This is a genomic window from Aquirufa nivalisilvae (genome assembly GCF_003143535.1).
Taxonomy (GTDB): domain Bacteria; phylum Bacteroidota; class Bacteroidia; order Cytophagales; family Spirosomataceae; genus Aquirufa; species Aquirufa nivalisilvae.
Genome location: NZ_CP029346.1, coordinates 1,930,792 through 1,947,092 on the forward strand (window position 1 = coordinate 1,930,792; position 16,301 = coordinate 1,947,092).

15 protein-coding genes are annotated in these 16,301 nt (G+C 36.4%); 13 read left to right on the forward strand and 2 right to left on the reverse strand.

Going from position 1 to position 16,301, the window contains the following annotated elements; all coding sequences use genetic code 11:
• Positions 1 to 43: 43 nt before the first annotated feature.
• From HME7025_RS08555 to HME7025_RS08565, 3 genes are all read left to right on the forward strand, one after another.
• Positions 44 to 625, forward strand: coding sequence for a glutathione peroxidase (locus HME7025_RS08555; RefSeq protein ID WP_226998196.1), 582 nt, complete (start codon positions 44 to 46; stop codon positions 623 to 625).
• 68 nt (positions 626 to 693) lie between these two features.
• Complete coding sequence (gene menA / locus HME7025_RS08560; protein WP_109323232.1) at positions 694 to 1,608, forward strand: 1,4-dihydroxy-2-naphthoate octaprenyltransferase; 915 nt, start codon at positions 694 to 696, stop codon at positions 1,606 to 1,608.
• A 37-nt stretch (positions 1,609 to 1,645) separates the two neighbouring features.
• Positions 1,646 to 2,992, forward strand: a complete 1,347-nt coding sequence (locus tag HME7025_RS08565; protein ID WP_109323233.1) for a tetratricopeptide repeat protein — start codon at positions 1,646 to 1,648, stop codon at positions 2,990 to 2,992.
• Positions 2,993 to 2,994: 2 nt separating this feature from the next.
• Here HME7025_RS08565 and HME7025_RS08570 read toward each other — a convergent pair whose 3' ends face one another.
• Positions 2,995 to 3,768, reverse strand: a complete 774-nt coding sequence (locus HME7025_RS08570; protein ID WP_109323234.1) for an AMP nucleosidase — start codon at positions 3,766 to 3,768, stop codon at positions 2,995 to 2,997.
• A 66-nt stretch (positions 3,769 to 3,834) separates the two neighbouring features.
• Between HME7025_RS08570 and HME7025_RS08575 the strand changes: the two genes are divergently transcribed.
• From HME7025_RS08575 to HME7025_RS08590, 4 genes are all read left to right on the forward strand, one after another.
• Positions 3,835 to 4,296: a type I restriction enzyme HsdR N-terminal domain-containing protein gene (locus HME7025_RS08575; RefSeq protein WP_109323235.1), complete on the forward strand. Its 462-nt coding sequence runs from the start codon at positions 3,835 to 3,837 to the stop codon at positions 4,294 to 4,296.
• Positions 4,293 to 5,930: an alkaline phosphatase PafA gene (gene pafA / locus HME7025_RS08580; RefSeq protein ID WP_109323236.1), complete on the forward strand. Its 1,638-nt coding sequence runs from the start codon at positions 4,293 to 4,295 to the stop codon at positions 5,928 to 5,930. Before HME7025_RS08575 ends, pafA begins: the two co-directional genes overlap by 4 nt.
• Before the next feature lie 86 nt (positions 5,931 to 6,016).
• A complete protein-coding gene (locus tag HME7025_RS08585; RefSeq protein ID WP_109323237.1) occupies positions 6,017 to 7,330 on the forward strand; it encodes a UDP-glucose dehydrogenase family protein in 1,314 nt (437 codons plus the stop codon).
• A gap of 9 nt (positions 7,331 to 7,339) precedes the next feature.
• Complete coding sequence (locus HME7025_RS08590; RefSeq protein WP_109323238.1) at positions 7,340 to 8,314, forward strand: UDP-glucuronic acid decarboxylase family protein; 975 nt, start codon at positions 7,340 to 7,342, stop codon at positions 8,312 to 8,314.
• A gap of 235 nt (positions 8,315 to 8,549) precedes the next feature.
• Here HME7025_RS08590 and HME7025_RS08595 read toward each other — a convergent pair whose 3' ends face one another.
• Complete coding sequence (locus HME7025_RS08595; RefSeq protein WP_109323239.1) at positions 8,550 to 11,858, reverse strand: TonB-dependent receptor; 3,309 nt, start codon at positions 11,856 to 11,858, stop codon at positions 8,550 to 8,552.
• Positions 11,859 to 12,122: 264 nt separating this feature from the next.
• On the opposite strand from HME7025_RS08595, the gene selD reads away from it, so the two are divergent.
• From selD to purS, 6 genes are read left to right on the forward strand one after another with little or no spacing between them, the layout of a single operon-like run.
• The gene (gene selD / locus HME7025_RS08600) at positions 12,123 to 13,160 is read left to right on the forward strand and encodes a selenide, water dikinase SelD (protein WP_109323240.1); all 1,038 of its coding nucleotides are present in this window, start codon (positions 12,123 to 12,125) and stop codon (positions 13,158 to 13,160) included.
• Positions 13,161 to 13,922, forward strand: coding sequence for an alpha/beta fold hydrolase (locus tag HME7025_RS08605; protein WP_109323241.1), 762 nt, complete (start codon positions 13,161 to 13,163; stop codon positions 13,920 to 13,922). It begins immediately after the preceding gene.
• Complete coding sequence (locus tag HME7025_RS08610; protein WP_109323242.1) at positions 13,919 to 14,641, forward strand: SAM-dependent methyltransferase; 723 nt, start codon at positions 13,919 to 13,921, stop codon at positions 14,639 to 14,641. Before HME7025_RS08605 ends, HME7025_RS08610 begins: the two co-directional genes overlap by 4 nt.
• A 23-nt stretch (positions 14,642 to 14,664) precedes the next feature.
• Positions 14,665 to 15,306, forward strand: coding sequence for an MBL fold metallo-hydrolase (locus tag HME7025_RS08615; RefSeq protein ID WP_226998197.1), 642 nt, complete (start codon positions 14,665 to 14,667; stop codon positions 15,304 to 15,306).
• A gap of 1 nt (position 15,307) precedes the next feature.
• A complete protein-coding gene (locus HME7025_RS08620; protein WP_109323244.1) occupies positions 15,308 to 16,030 on the forward strand; it encodes a CDP-alcohol phosphatidyltransferase family protein in 723 nt (240 codons plus the stop codon).
• Positions 16,027 to 16,278 (forward strand): phosphoribosylformylglycinamidine synthase subunit PurS, encoded by a 252-nt coding sequence (purS, locus tag HME7025_RS08625; protein ID WP_109323245.1) that lies wholly within the window; start codon positions 16,027 to 16,029, stop codon positions 16,276 to 16,278. The genes HME7025_RS08620 and purS overlap by 4 nt, the downstream gene beginning before the upstream one ends.
• The last annotated feature ends 23 nt before the right edge of the window (positions 16,279 to 16,301 follow it).

The following is a 16,301-nucleotide window of genomic DNA, read 5'->3' on the forward strand; positions in this document are numbered from 1 at the left end:
GAAACGAATTTTAACTTTCTCACTTATATTAATCACTATCGTTATGCTAGTAAATATTGTAAAAATTGGATCCTTATTAACGGCTCTTACATTGCCGTTTACGCAAAACATCATTTTAAATCGCCCAGAAAACGTGGAAACTGTTGTTGCAGCACCGACTTTTCATAATTTCAAAATGAAAGGTATTGATGGCAAGGTTATAGACTTTAGCCAATTTAAAGGAAAGAAAGTAGTGGTATTAAATACTGCTTCTAAATGTGGTTATACACCACAGTATGCTGATTGGGAGAAATTCCATCAAGCTAATAAAGACATTGTTATCTTAGGTTTCCCTGCCAATGAATTTGGGGGTCAAGAACCAGGTAGCAACGAAGAAATTGCGAGCTTTTGCCAAAAAAATTACGGTGTTAGTTTCCAAATGATGGAAAAAGTCGTGGTAAAAGGCGATGGGAAATGTGATTTATACAAATGGCTTACAGATAAAAATGGTAATGGTTGGAATGAAAAAGAACCAAGCTGGAATTTCTGTAAATATGTCATCAACGAAAAGGGTGAACTAGTTAACTTTTTTGCTTCGGCAATTAAACCTACAAGTCCTGAGTTCCTTCAAGCTTTAGCGAAGTAATTGATTTCTTACATCCCTGAATTATGACCTAATTCAGGGATATTTGTTTCTAATTAATACGAAAATATATGAATCGTTGGGTTGAAGCCGCTAGGCCCCGCACATTACCATTGGCCATAGCAAGTACCATTTTAGGAAATATATTGGCCTATGTAGATGGTCATTTTCTTTGGACTATTGGTGCCTTAGCCATTCTTACGACCCTGCTGCTTCAAATTTTATCCAATTTTGCCAATGATTTGGGTGATACACAAAATGGCATTGATAATGCCGATAGAAAAGTGGCACTAAGGGCTGTTCAAACTGGGGCCATTAGTCCTTCAGAAATGAAAAAAGCCGTTTATATCAGTGCACTCTTAGCGTTTATTTCGGGCATCAGTCTATTGTACATCAGCCTTCAAACAGCGAGTATTGAAATCATACTTGGATTTTTAGTTTTAGGAATATTGGCAATTGCTGCAGCTATTGCCTATACCGTGGGGAAAAGACCCTATGGATATATGGGATTGGGAGACCTTTCCGTATTTCTATTTTTTGGTTTAGTAGGTACAGTTGGAGTCTATTTCTTACAAACATTAGAATTCAAATTTGTTACTTTTTTACCAGCAGCAGGTTGTGGATTTATGTCAGTAGCTGTGTTGAATTTGAATAATTTACGTGATTTAGAAAATGACAAAAAACAAGGCAAACTCTCCATTCCTGTCCGCATTGGTAAAACCGCTGGATTTTTATATCAAAAATTCCTCTACATTTTGACCATCTTAAGTTTTGGTCTATTTCCCATGCTAAATCATGGAACCCCTCCTACTTTAATGCAAAGCTCCACCATGCTGGCTGCCTTCATTCCTATAGCCTTATTAGCCAATAAATTACAACCTAGTTTAACGCCAGCACAAATAGATCCATATTTGAAAAAAACAGCTTTAATTACCTTATGGCTAATTTTAGTATTTGGCTTTACTCAAATTTTTCTTAGCGAGTGATTTCCCTTATTTTTACAGTATAAATTTAAATTTAACCATGAAGTGGACTTCTCTGGCTATTGCCTGCTTACTACTTATTTCTAATTCAGTTTTGGCTCAAGAAGGTGTCAATTACATGGAATTAGGTTTAACTCAAAACAAAACCGGCAATTATGCTGAGGCATTGCGAAACTTCAGTATTGAAATAGAGAAAAACACAGCTAATCCTAATCCTATTGCATTTTATAACAGGGGCTTTGCTAAATATAATTTAAAAGATTTCAGAGGAGCAATTTTAGATTTCGAAAAAGCAATTGAATTAAAATCCACGTATTACGAAGCATTCATTGCTCGCGGTCAAAGTTATAGTAAGCAAGACAACCACAAGATTGCTATTCAGGATTACAATGAAGCGATTCGCTTAAACCCATTAGAGGCTACTGCTTATTATTCCAGAGGCTTATCAAAAAGTAAATTAGAAAACTACCGTGGAGGTTTATCTGACTTCAATAAGTCATTGGAATTAAACCCTGAATATGCTCCATGCTTGGCAGCTAGAGGAGATTGCAAAGTTAAATTAGGAGAATTTGCTAGTAGTATAGAGGATTACAGCAAAGCCATTGAAATTAGCCCTAAAAGGTCTACGTATTATTCTGGAAGAGGATTTGCCAAAATGAAATTAAATGATTTTGCCAATGCCTTAAAGGATTTCAATGAGGCATTAAAAATCAGTCCCGATGAAGCCAATGATTGGTATTATTCAGGATTTTGCAAAACTCAATTGGAAAATTTTCGAGGAGAAAATGGTGAAAAAGGTGCTTTAGAAGATTTCAACAAAGCTTTAGAATTAGAGCCTGCTAAAGTAGAAGCATTCTATGGCCGTGGTTTTGTTAAATCTAAACTAGGAGATCAACGTGGTGCCATAGAGGATTATACCAAAGCTGTGGATATGGGAAATTTAGATAATGCTAAAATTCTTTATACGGCCAAAATGAATAAAGCAGTATTAGATGAATTACGTAATTCAGTTCAGGATAAAATCAAAATAGCCGAATTCACTACTGAACGTGCTGAAATATATTTCAACAGAGGCTTGGCTAAATCTAAATCGGGTGATCCTAAACAAGCCATGGAAGATTACAACCGGGCAATTTCCTTAAATCCCATTTATGCGGATGCCTATTTCATGAGAGCCATGGCCAAATCCAATGTGGGAGATCAACGTAATGCCATTCAAGATTGCAGTAATGCCATAAAATTGAATGCCAAATACTCAGAAGCTTATTTTGTCAGAGGAATCATCAAATTAGCCTTAGCCGACACCACAGGATGTTTGGATTTAAGCAAAGCAGGAGAATTGGGATACAATCCCTCCTTCCAAGTTATCCGAGATTTCTGTAACTAATTTTACTCGAAACGTAAGTGTTTAACCGATTCACCTGAAGATGCTAATTCTTCTAGGGCATCTATACCTATTTGAAGGTGTAGATTAACATAATTATCTGTTACTTTTTTATCACTCACATCTGTCTTTACTCCATCTGGAGTCATCGGATTATCTGACACTAACAAGAGTGCTCCACGTGGAATTTTATTCACAAATCCTACGGTAAAAATCGTAGCCGTTTCCATATCGATGCACATGGCACGGATATCTGATAAATACTTTTTAAATTCTTCATCATGCTCCCAAACTCGACGATTGGTGGTGTAAATCAAACCTGTCCAATAATCTTTTTCGTGTTTCTTGATCATGGAAGAAACGGAACGTTGAAGGCGAAAAGATGGTAAAGCAGGTATCTCTTTGGGCATATATTCATCGGAAGTACCTTCCCCTCTAACGGCAGCAATAGGAAGAATTAAATCTCCCAAAGCGAGGTTCTTTTTCAGTCCACCACATTTACCCAAAAACAATACAGCTTTAGGAGAAATGGCAGAAAGAATATCCATCACGGTAGCTGCCATAGGAGAACCCATTCCAAAATTAATGATGGTGATATTATCTGCCGTTGCCGTTTGCATAGGACGATCTTGTCCTAAGATCTCTACGTCAAATTTTTGTGCAAACATATCGACGTAATTCTTGAAATTGGTTAATAATATATACTGACCAAATTTTTCCAAGGGTGTACCTGTGTAGCGAGGTAACCAATTTTGTACAATTTCTTCTTTAGTTTTCATGAAAAGAGCTAGTTCGTGATGAAATTAATCTACAAATAGATTAATTTAGAGTTTGTGTAATGGCCTATGATGCAACCTATAGCTGACCTGACGCTGCAGTTTCCCCCTTATGATTACAAATTAAAAAAAAAGGATGGAAAACTCTATATTTTTGACTCTATTGCCAAAAAATATAGGCTACTTTCTCCAGAAGAATGGGTGCGTCAGCACTGCTTGCAGTACATTACGAATCACTTGCAGTACCCGAGTGGAATGATTCAAATTGAAGGAGGCATTATTGTTAATCAATTACAAAGAAGAAGTGATATTCAAATATTTGCTAAGGATGGGACTGTTTTTATGGTGATTGAATGTAAAGCACCTCATGTTAAGCTCACAGAAATTACTTGGCAGCAAATTAGTCAATATCAAAAACAGATAAACTCCAAATATTTAGTGCTTACTAATGGATTGGAAACCAAACTATTAGAAATAGATTTATTACACCAAAAAACGAATACATTAACACATTTTCCTATTTATTCATGAAAAAAACGACACAAGTATTTGCCTATTTGATCATTAGCCTACTTAGTTTTAGTACGACCTGGGCTCAAAACAAATCCAAAACATTAGCTAAAAGACCTGCATTGGTAGTAGGAATTGTAGTAGATCAAATGCGTTATGATTATTTATATAAATATCAAGATCGATATAGCGATAATGGCTTTAAGCGCTTGATGCGAGAAGGCTTAAACTGCCAAGATAATCATTATAACTATGCTCCTACTGTTACAGCCGCTGGACATGCTAGTGTATATACAGGAACAGTACCTGCTGTTCATGGCATTGTTGGAAATGATTGGACAGATGTAGCCACTGGAAAAAAGGTATATTGTACAGAAGACAGTACAGTTACTACGGTAGGAACTACAGGTAAAACAGGGTTTATGTCACCCAAAAATCTTTGGACCAGCACCATTACTGATCAATTACGTATTTCTCAAAATTTCCGTTCAAAAACCATTGCCATTGCCTTAAAAGATCGTGGTGCTATTTTACCAGGTGGTCATACAGCTAATGGTTCTTATTGGTATGATTCAAAAGAAGGCCGTTGGATTACTTCCACGTTTTACATGAAAGAATTACCGAGCTGGGTTCAGAAATTCAATGCCGAAGAAAAAGCGCTTAAATATGTCAAACAAGGGTGGAATACCTTATATCCCATTGATACATATGTTCAAAGTGCAGAAGACAATTTGCCTTTTGAAGGAAAACTACCTTCGGAAAAGACACCTACTTTCCCACATGCATTAGAAGGACCTAATCCATTAGAAATCATTCGTTCTACACCATATGGTAATTCGATTACGAAAGATTTTGCTTTAAAGGCTATTGAGGAAGAAAAATTGGGACAAAACAATAACACTGACTTTTTAGCAGTTAGCTTTTCTTCAACTGATTATGTAGGTCACGCTTTTGGACCACAATCCATCGAATTGGAAGATACGTATTTACGTTTGGACCGAGATATTGCTGAAATATTGAGCTATTTGGATAAACAATTTGGTAAAGATCGAGTATTGGTGTTTTTAACTGCTGACCATGCCGTGGCTGAGGTTCCAGGATACTTACAATCGAAAAAAATGCCAGGTGGTGTATTTGAGGCGAATAAAGCCTTAACAGAGGCTAAAAGTGCCTTGCAAAAAGAGTTTGGCTCTGATAAATTAATTATTGGAAGTGAAAACTCACAATTGTACATTGATCATTCTTTGGTGGAAAAATTAGCCATCAATCGTAAAAAATTACACCAAGTTATTTTAGCAGCTTATTCTAAAATTGAGGGTACATCCACCATCATTGATATGCAAGATGTTGCTAATAGTACCTTAATTCAACCCTATAAAGATTTGGTTACGAATGGTTACAATCCAGCTCGAAGTGGCGATTTCATGATATTATTGAAACCGCAATGGTTCATGGGTGGTAAGACGGGAACAACGCATAGTACACTTTATGCTTATGATACTCATGTACCCTTATTGTTTTATGGTTGGAAGGTGAAACCACAAGAACTCAGTAGCAGAACGAGCATAAGTGACATTTCTACCACCTTAGCTAATTGGTTAGGTTGCATGGAGCCGTCAGGAAGTATTGGTAAAATTATACCGATAGCTAAATAAGTTTTGATATTCCAATTCAATTATAAATTTTATAAGAAAAATGGCTAATTTTGAGCCAAATTTTTGAACTAAATAAAGATTAACCCATGAAAATTGCGGTAGTAGGAACGGGATATGTTGGCCTTGTCACAGGAACATGTTTTTCAGAAACAGGTAACCACGTCACATGTGTAGACATCAATGAGGCTAAGATTAATCAAATGAAAGCGGGTGTAGTACCCATTTATGAACCAGGTTTGGAAGATTTATTTCACCGCAATGTGGAAGAAGGTCGATTAAACTTTACCACTTCATTGGTGGAAGGAATTGAAGGAGCCAAAGTAATCTTTTTGGCACTTCCTACCCCTCCAGGAGAAGATGGTTCAGCAGATTTGAAATACATATTACAAGTAGCTAATGATTTAGGTCCTTTATTAAAAGAATATACGGTCATTATTGATAAAAGTACAGTTCCTGTTGGAACATCTGAATTGGTCAAAAATGCTATTGCTAAAAATGCCAAAGTGCCATTTGATGTGGTATCAAATCCAGAATTTTTACGCGAAGGAGTGGCAGTAGAAGATTTTATGAAACCAGACCGCGTGGTGATTGGAACCGAATCAGACAGAGCCAAGGAATTAATGACCAAATTATATGCTCCCTTAGTTCGTCAAGGAAATCCAATCATTTTTATGGATGAACGTTCTGCGGAGATGACTAAATATGCCGCAAATGCATTTTTAGCAACCAAAATCACCTTTATGAATGAAATTGCCAATTTGTGTGAATTGGTAGGAGCCAATGTGGACGATATTCGTAGAGGTATTGGTACCGATTCTCGGATTGGTAAGCGCTTTTTGTTTGCGGGTATAGGATATGGAGGAAGTTGTTTTCCAAAAGATGTTCAAGCTCTGGCAAAAACATCCGAAGAGAATAATTATAAATTCCATATTTTGGATAGTGTCATGCGGGTTAATGAAAACCAAAAGACCAAATTATTACCTCAAGTACGTCAGTATTTCAACCATGATTTAGCTGGTAAAACCATTGCCATTTGGGGATTGGCATTTAAGCCATATACTGATGATATTCGTGAAGCTCCTGCCTTATATAACATTGAAGCGTTGTTGGAGGCGGGATGTACCATTAAAGCGTATGATCCAGAGGCTATGCCTAATGTTCAGGCTTTATTAGGAGACAGCGTTCAGTTTTGTAAAAATCCTTATGAAGCCTTGGAAGAAGCTGATGCACTGTTAATTGTCACAGAATGGCCTCAATTCCGTACTCCTGATTTCGAGAAAATGGATTCATTACTTAAAAATAAAGTCATTTTTGATGGCAGAAATTTATATGAATTATCTCAAATGAAGGAATTAGGATATACTTATTATTCGATTGGCCGTCAAACCATATTATCATAAATCATTGAAATGAAAAGAGTATTAATAACTGGAGGAGCTGGATTTTTAGGATCACATCTTTGTGATCGTTTTATCAAAGAAGGTTTTCATGTGATTGCCATGGATAATTTGATCACAGGCGATTTAAAAAACATTGAGCACCTTTTTAAGCTTCCCAATTTTGAATTTTATCATCATGATGTATCTAAGTTCATCCACGTACCCGGTGAATTAGATTATATTCTTCATTTTGCTTCACCTGCCTCCCCTATTGATTATTTAAAAATTCCCATTCAAACCTTAAAAGTAGGTTCTTTGGGAATTCATAATTGTTTGGGATTAGCACGTGTCAAAAATGCCCGTGTACTGATTGCCTCTACTTCCGAAGTTTATGGAGATCCTTTGGTTCATCCTCAAACAGAAGAGTATTGGGGAAATGTGAACCCAGTTGGTCCAAGAGGAGTCTATGACGAAGCTAAGCGCTTTCAGGAGGCTATGACCATGGCATATCACACTTATCATGGTGTTGAAACTAGAATCGTACGTATTTTCAATACCTATGGGCCAAGAATGCGTCTGAATGATGGTCGTGTTTTACCTGCATTTATTGGTCAAGCCTTACGTGGAGAAGATTTAACCATGTTTGGTGATGGCTCTCAAACTAGAGCTTTTTGCTATGTAGATGATTTGGTTGAAGGAATATACCGTTTATTGCTTAGCGATTATGCCCAGCCAGTAAATATTGGTAATCCAGATGAAATCACTATCAAAGAGTTTGGAGAAGAAATTATCAAATTAACTGGAACAAGTCAGAAATTAATTTCACTTCCTTTGCCAACGGATGATCCCAAACAAAGAAAACCAGATATTACCAAAGCAAAAGCTATATTAGGCTGGGAACCCAAGGTTTCTAGAGCTGAAGGATTAAAAATCACCTATGAATATTTCAAATCATTAAGTCAAGATGACTTACATCGATTAGCACATCATAAGGAGTTTAAATAAAATCCAAGAATAACATTGAAAGTAAAAGCCAGCAATTGCTGGCTTTTTTTTGTCCGATATTTATCTAGAACTTGATAAGAAGAATTGAATTAAAATAAAATTATTTTCAAAATCGTTATCAACGCACAACGCTGTCAAGGTTCCAAACCTTGCCAGCGTGAGAAAAATGCGTTGAAAACAAAACAGGCTGCCCAATGGGCAGCCTGTTTTAACATATTGAAATTGTATATTTCGACTATTCGAAGATATAACGAATACCCAATTGAGCTTGCCAAACATTATTTACGTTGATTGATTTCACGAATGAATCACGTAATAAAATTGTTTCGTTTGCTCCTGAAGCATTTTGAATAACTTGAGTTCCCATTTGGTAAGTAACAGTACCATTAGATGCTGTAGTGAAACGCAATGGGTTAGCATTCGTTGGAACCCAACCTACACCCCAAGTATTATCAATTAAGTTACCTACGTTCAAGATATCAGCACGTAAACGGATGATATTTCTTTTGTTTTTACCCGTCTTGATATGGAAATCTTGCTCAACAGTAAAGTCGAAACGAGTTAACCAAGGAGAATAAGCTCCGTTACGCTCAGCATACATTCCACGACGATTTTTCAAATAATCATTTCCATCAATGAAAGCATCAAAAGCCGCAGCTTGCTCAGCAGCTGAATAAGTACGTCCGTTGATAGTTTGAGGAGTGAAAGTCAAATCAGAACCTTTGTAAGGAACAAAAATCAAGTCGTTTGTTTGACCATCACCATTGAAGTCAGCACCAAAAGTATATGATTGACGGTAACCTGAAGATGAAACTGCACCTAAAGTAAACATAGTAGATCCACCTAATTTACCACCGTAATTCAAACGGTAGTTAACAAATCCTACAAAACGGTGACGCAAGTCGTTATCTGAATAAGAAGTACCCAAATAGTTTTGACCGTATTCTGTAGCAATGTTAGCTTGTACAGTAGAACCAACAGATTGAATATCCTTAGCAACTGCATAAGTATAACCTAACATTCCACCAAAACCATCTACAGTTGGTTTCTCTAATTTAGCTGTGAAAGAGTAAGACTCTCCTTTATCTGTATTAGTTAACACGAATACGTTCGTAGTAGCTGCATTGATAAAACGACCAGCTGTAGCAAAACGGCTACGAGTATCTGGACCTACAAAATTAGCTGTTGGTGCTTTTAAGTTAGCGTCTATGTAACGCAATGAGTTAAGGTTTTTATTATAAATAGCCTCTAATGTTCCAACTAAGCCCCAAGGTAATTTCTTATCAACAGCAAAGTTAGTTTTCCAAATCATTGGGTTTTTCAAATCTTCTGTCGATGCATTTACTACATAAGCTGGCAATTTATTAATGTCAGTAGTAGCTGGCTTGTAAACAGTTGGATTCATTGTAAATGGATAAGCAGTAGTGTTTGAAGCAGAAATAACCGCTGTATTAACACCATTATTACCCAATTGGTTAGAAACCAATACTTGAGGAATTCTTGATACGAAGAAACCTGTACCACCACGAATTTGTAGAGATTTGTCACCATTTACATCATAGTTAAATCCAATACGTGGAGAAACCAATAATTTAGCTGGAGGAAATGCTCCTGTGTTTACTTTCAAATCATTACCATTTTCATCTTTGTAAGTCAAACCTGCAACAATTGGATTATAAAAATCCTTCGAAGTTGAATTATCATAAGAGAATAAGTCAAAACGTACACCACCAGTAACTTTAAATTTGTCAGTCACTTGGAATTCATCCTGTAAATAGGCTGAATAAGTCGAAACTTTCAATTGCTGCAATGGCTCAGCACCATCTGGCAACAAAGAGTAACGGTAGTTGAAACGAGGCATCACTACTGGAGAAACAGCCAAATTTGGATTGGCTTTGTAAGCTAAAGCAGCAGTTTTGAAATCAGCGATTGAGTTAAATACATAGACACCATTCGATGAAGGGAAGAATACGTTATTTGACACAAAATACTCATAACTTAATCCGAATGTGAACGTATGTTTATCATTGAAATAAGTCAAGTTGTTAGTAAAATTCAAAGTAGAATAATTCAACTTGTTGTTTGGAGTAAATGGATCCATTCCTAAAGATGTATATGTAGAACCATCTTTTAAGATATCAATCGTTGGGAACAAAGCTGTTTGAGCTCTATCTTCAATTTGCTTATTATAAGTAGCAATGAAGTTGTTCGCAAACTTAGAATTAATAGTAGAGTTTAATTCAGCCACGATTGAACGCGTGTTATCTTGAATGATATAACCTGTATTCTGTGGAGATAAAGCCAACGAAGAGTTAGTACGGTTACCATTTCCTGCAGTATTACTACTGTTTGAGTTAGAAATAATAGATCCAGACTCAGAATCATGTTGAGAGTAACGAATCGTTAACTTATTGTTGTTATTGATGTTATAATCTAAACGCAACAAACCTTTCTTTGAAGTAACCTCATTGTTGAAATTATCAATTGCACCAATTTCATAATTGAAATTTGTCTTCATGAAATTTCCTAAATCTTCAATATCAGAGGCAAGTACTCGAGATACGTTACCTGTAGCACCCGGACGATTAGCCGACCAGTTTAATGCTGGAGTAGAACTCTTGAATTCTTCGTAGTTGGCAAAGAAGAATAATTTATCCTTAATCAAAGGACCACCTACACGAAATCCAGTTGTTTTTTCAGAAATATTAATTGGTGGCAAATCTTTACCATCAGCTTTCTTTCCTACTAAATCACTATTTCTAAAAATATGATATGCTGAACCAGTAAAATCATTGGTTCCTGAACGAGTCACGGCATTGATACCAGCTCCCGCAAAACCTGATTGACGAACATCAAATGGAGCAATATTGATTTGAATTTGTTCTATCGCATCTAATGAAACGGCCGTTGTACTAGTACGACCACCTGCTTGAGATGAGCTACCTAAACCAAAACCATTATTGAATACCGAACCATCAATAGTGAAGTTATTGAAACGAGAATCTTGTCCTGCAAATGAACGTCCATTACTATATGCGTTGTACTTAGTAATATCATCAATAGTACGACCAATCGTTGGCAATCCATTGATAGTTTCTGTCGCAAATGAAGTAGCAGCTCCTGTTCTGTTCGAACTAAATAAATCAGAACGTGAAGATTTTACTACAACTTCTTGTAATTGCTGACCTTCTTCTTCTAACTTGAAACTTACGTTAGTGGAAGTTCCTAAACTAGTAAATAAATTGTCTTTAACTTGTTCTTTGTAACCAACAAAAGTTACTTTTAGAACAAATGGTCCACCCACACGAACACCAATGAGGGTATAACGACCAGCGGCATTGGTGGCTACTCCATACTTAGTACCTGATGGAGTGTGCACAGCTAAAACGCTAGCACCTGGCAAAACTTCTCCTTTAGCGTCGGTAACCGTACCGGTAAAAGAAGAGCTAGTAACTTGAGCAAATAGCTGCCCAATCGGCAATGCCATCAAAAGCGCAAAAAACGCCCCCAATAACACAGAACGAGTAATAAATCTTTTCTGCATAAATTTGGAATTTAGTTATAATTGAGTTGAAAGATATTTACACAAAATAAATGGAAAAAATCAAATACTACAACTGTTTGACAAAAGTCATTTCATGATAAATTGCACTAATCAACTGATAATTAGAACTTATAAGGCATTTTCTGTAATTATTTAAATGAATATAGTCATCTAATTGTACTATTTTGGCTTAAATCTTAACACAAACTTAATTTTTAATTATTTAAAGAATATTTTTGTACCATTCATTTAAAAATTTAGACATTGGACACTAGCATAAAATTGACCTCATTTTCCCATGGAGCGGGTTGCGGATGTAAAATTTCACCTCAAATTTTAGATCAAATTTTACATACCGATACTCCAAAAAAAAATCACCCCCTCCTTTTAGTTGGAAATGAAAGTAGGGATGACGCTGCTGTATTTGATTGGCAAAATGGAGAAGCTGTCATTTCCACCACGGATTTCTTCATGCCCATTGTTGATGATCCATTTGATTTTGGGAAAATTGCTGCTACCAATGCTATTTCAGATATTTATGCCATGGGAGGTTCTCCTCTAATGGCTATCGCTATTTTAGGATGGCCTATTGACAAATTAGCTCCGGAGATTGCTAAAAAAGTGTTGGAAGGTGGGCGTGCCGCTTGTGCTGAAGCCGGAATTCCTCTAGCAGGAGGTCATTCCATCGATTCTCCTGAACCCATTTTTGGTTTAGCTGTAACAGGTAAAGTTAAAAAGGAGCATTTAAAGCAAAACGATCAAGCTACTGACAATTGCCTATTGTATTTAACCAAACCATTAGGTGTAGGTATTTTATCTACTGCTCAAAAAAGAGGTATAGTGAGCCCCGAGGACCTAGCAATAGCTGTCAAACAAATGAGTACACTCAATCACTTGGGTGAAAAATTAGGGCCTTTGGAATATGTCAAGTCATTAACTGACGTAACAGGTTTTGGCTTATTGGGTCATTTAGTGGAAATGTGCGATGGATCAAAAGTCAGTGCCCAATTGTATTTTGATAAAATTCCGACCTTACCACAGATTGGTCATTATTTAGAGCAAAAATGTTTTCCGGGTGGAACATCCAGAAATTGGGCTAGTTATGGACATCGAGTTGAAGAAAGTATTTCTGAATTTCAACAACTCATTGGTGCTGATCCACAAACTTCAGGGGGGCTATTGATTGCGGTCGACAAGAATTTTCAATCTGAATTTGAATCATTTGCACAAGCACAAGGTTTCTCATTAGAATTTATTGGGGAAACAATAAAACAACAAGAAAAGGCTATTTATATTCAATAAATGAAATTATACTTCAGAAAAGTGGGAGAACAAGGACCTTCTCTCATTATACTTCATGGGATTTTTGGTTCATCGGACAACTGGTTAGGAATTGCTAAAGTACTTGCTGACCAATTCCAAGTTTATTTAGTGGATCAAAGAAATCATGGCCAATCACCTTGGTCAGATGAATTTGATTACCAAGTTATGTCCGAAGATTTATTGGAGTTTATTCAAGAACATCAATTGGTTAAACCCATTATCTTAGGACACTCGATGGGAGGTAAAGTGGTCATGCAATTTGCCTTAAACCATCCTGATATAGCTCAAAAGATGATTGTAGTGGACATTGCTCCCAAATTCTACCCAGTACATCATACCGCCATTTTGGAAGGCTTAAATAGCCTAGATTTGAAAAATTTGGCAAGTAGAACAGAAGCCAATGAACATTTAAAGCGATTTGAGGAAAAAGAAGGAGTTCGTCAATTTTTATTAAAAAACTTGTATAGAAATGATCAACAAGAATTCGCTTGGAGAATTAATGTAAAGGTTATCACTAAAAATATCGATGTGGTAGGACATGAACTTTGGGTTAAAAACTCAGTCAACATTCCTGCCTATTTCATCAAAGGGGCAGAATCACATTATATCCAGCCGGAAGATGAGCGCTATATTGCTGAAATTTTCCCCAACTTTGAACTGATTGAAGTCCCTCAGGCAGGTCACTGGGTTCAGGCAGACCAACCAGAGGCTTTTGTTGAAGTCTTACGAAGTATTTTATGAAAATCTATTTGATTCCTTGTCCTATCGCTGAAAATACTGCCACTCAAGTGTTAGCACCTGAGGTTAGTCAAGCCATATTGACATGTCAGCATTTTTTGGTTGAAAATATTCGCACGGCAAGGAGATTTATCAGCGAGTTAAAACTAGGGATCAAGATAGATGATTTAGTTTTTGAAGTATTAGATAAAGATAGCAGTGCATCTACCATTGAAAAATTCATTCAGACACAAGTAAAAGCGAATCATTCCATTGGTATCATTTCAGAAGCAGGTTGTCCAGGCATTGCCGATCCAGGAGCATTAGCTGTATCCATTGCACATCAACTACAAATTGAAGTCGTTTCATTGGTTGGTCCATCTTCTATCCTATTGGCCTTAATGGCTTCAGGTTTTTCTGGACAAAGTTTTTGTTTTCATGGTTATTTGCCAATTGATAAAAATGCTCGAATGAAAAAAATAGAGCAATTACAAAAAGAGGTTGACAAATCCGGACAAACTCAACTATTCATTGAAACGCCCTATCGAAACAATGCCTTATTAGAGGATTTATTGCAGATTTGCCCCAAATACCAATTAATCTGCATTGGATGCGACATTCAAGCCCCAACAGGGTTCATACAAACTAAAACGGCTGAAACATGGGCTAAACTTCCTCCTGATTTGCATAAAAAACCCTGCTTATTCTTATTAGGGCAACATCAATTTACAGGAAATAAGTAATTTGCATTCAAAACAAGTCATTCGTGGTATATAAAGAAGTTTTTACGTTCAACCCATTTCAAGAAAACACCTATTTGCTTTGGGATGATGAAGGAAATGGAATCATTTTTGACCCAGGTTGCCACAATTATGAGGAAAGAAAAATAATTACTGAGTTTATTGAATCAAAGAGAATCCAATTGAAGTATTGCCTCAATACCCATGCGCACATTGACCATGTGATGGGGGTTCATTATATCAAAGAGCATTTTAAGGTTCCTTTCGCCTTACATCCCAAAGATTTACCTTTATTAAATGATGCGGCCAATAGAGCGGCAGTATATGGTTTTCCTGCCTTCCAAGCTGTGGAAGTTGACCGCTTTCTCGTGGACAATGAAGTCATTGAAATAGGAGAAATGAAGCTTAAAGTTTTATTTGTTCCGGGTCATGCACCTGGTCATGTAGCCTTTTATTTGGAAGAACAAGGTTGGCTCATCGATGGAGATGTATTATTTAGAAGAAGCATTGGAAGAACTGATTTTCCATTGTGCAATCATGCGGACTTAGTTAACAGTATTCAAAATGAATTATATGTATTACCAGAGGAAACTGAAGTTTTTCCTGGTCATGGAGGAAGTACCACCATTGGAATAGAGAAAATTCAAAATCCATTTGTTAGAGCATAAGATGTCAATCAAAAAAGAAATCCCCAATACCTTAACCCTTGGCAATTTATTGTCAGGCTGTTTTGGTCTCTATTTTGTTATGCAAGGGCATGTATTATGGGCCTCCTACTGTATTTTAATTTCACTTGTATTTGATTTCTTGGATGGCTTTTTAGCAAGATTATTGCATGCATATTCGGAATTAGGCAAAGAACTTGATTCCTTAGCCGATATGGTTTCCTTTGGTGTATTACCAGCATTTATGCTATTTCATTTAGTAGAAGCTAGTTGTGCAACACAATGTTCCGTTGGATTATTTGGCTTTTATAAACCATTTATCGTTTTTTCTTTGGCTATATTTTCCGCCTATCGTTTGGCCAAATTCAATGTCGATACCCGACAAAGTGATCAATTTATTGGTGTTCCTACACCGGCCAACGGGATTGTGATTGCTGCTTTACCACTCATTTTGGAATTTCAACCGGAGTTCAGTGAATACGTACTTAATTTTAAGGGCTTATTGATCTATTCTGTTATCATGAGCTATTTACTCGTATGTGAATTACCCTTAATGGCCTTTAAGTTTAAAACTTGGGATTGGAAAAGCAATCAAATTAAATTCATTTTCCTAGTTTTTTGTGTTGCTGGACTGATTTTCCTTAAATTTGTAGCATTGCCACTGTTAGTAGCATCCTATATTCTCCTTTCAGGAGTTCTTTACATACTTAATACCCAAAAAAAATGAAATTTTTAGCTGAAATTAATGTAATGCCTCAAAAAGAAATCCTTGATCCACAAGGTAAAGCTGTGCGTATCGGTTTACAAAACTTAGATATACATCAGGTAGCTGATGTGCGTATTGGCAAACATATTCAGCTGCAAATAGAAGCTAGTTCAGAGGCAGAGGCCAATGACATTGTAACCAATGCATGCAAGAAATTACTAGCGAACTTGATTATGGAAGAATTTGACTTCGTATTGAAGGCCATCTAAATAAAGTCGGTATCTGTTGGGAT

What these genes read in the sequence shown, in the direction of transcription:
- HME7025_RS08555 (WP_226998196.1), top strand. Translation starts at nt 44, where the DNA reads ATGCTAGTAAATATTGTAAAAATTGGATCCTTATTAACGGCTCTTACA.
- purS (WP_109323245.1), top strand. Translation starts at nt 16,027, where the DNA reads ATGAAATTTTTAGCTGAAATTAATGTAATGCCTCAAAAAGAAATCCTT.
- HME7025_RS08605 (WP_109323241.1), top strand. Translation starts at nt 13,161, where the DNA reads ATGAAATTATACTTCAGAAAAGTGGGAGAACAAGGACCTTCTCTCATT.
- HME7025_RS08595 (WP_109323239.1), bottom strand. Translation starts at nt 11,858, where the DNA reads ATGCAGAAAAGATTTATTACTCGTTCTGTGTTATTGGGGGCGTTTTTT.
- HME7025_RS08565 (WP_109323233.1), top strand. Translation starts at nt 1,646, where the DNA reads ATGAAGTGGACTTCTCTGGCTATTGCCTGCTTACTACTTATTTCTAAT.
- HME7025_RS08575 (WP_109323235.1), top strand. Translation starts at nt 3,835, where the DNA reads ATGATGCAACCTATAGCTGACCTGACGCTGCAGTTTCCCCCTTATGAT.
- HME7025_RS08570 (WP_109323234.1), bottom strand. Translation starts at nt 3,768, where the DNA reads ATGAAAACTAAAGAAGAAATTGTACAAAATTGGTTACCTCGCTACACA.
- HME7025_RS08590 (WP_109323238.1), top strand. Translation starts at nt 7,340, where the DNA reads ATGAAAAGAGTATTAATAACTGGAGGAGCTGGATTTTTAGGATCACAT.
- menA (WP_109323232.1), top strand. Translation starts at nt 694, where the DNA reads ATGAATCGTTGGGTTGAAGCCGCTAGGCCCCGCACATTACCATTGGCC.
- HME7025_RS08620 (WP_109323244.1), top strand. Translation starts at nt 15,308, where the DNA reads ATGTCAATCAAAAAAGAAATCCCCAATACCTTAACCCTTGGCAATTTA.
- pafA (WP_109323236.1), top strand. Translation starts at nt 4,293, where the DNA reads ATGAAAAAAACGACACAAGTATTTGCCTATTTGATCATTAGCCTACTT.
- HME7025_RS08610 (WP_109323242.1), top strand. Translation starts at nt 13,919, where the DNA reads ATGAAAATCTATTTGATTCCTTGTCCTATCGCTGAAAATACTGCCACT.
- HME7025_RS08585 (WP_109323237.1), top strand. Translation starts at nt 6,017, where the DNA reads ATGAAAATTGCGGTAGTAGGAACGGGATATGTTGGCCTTGTCACAGGA.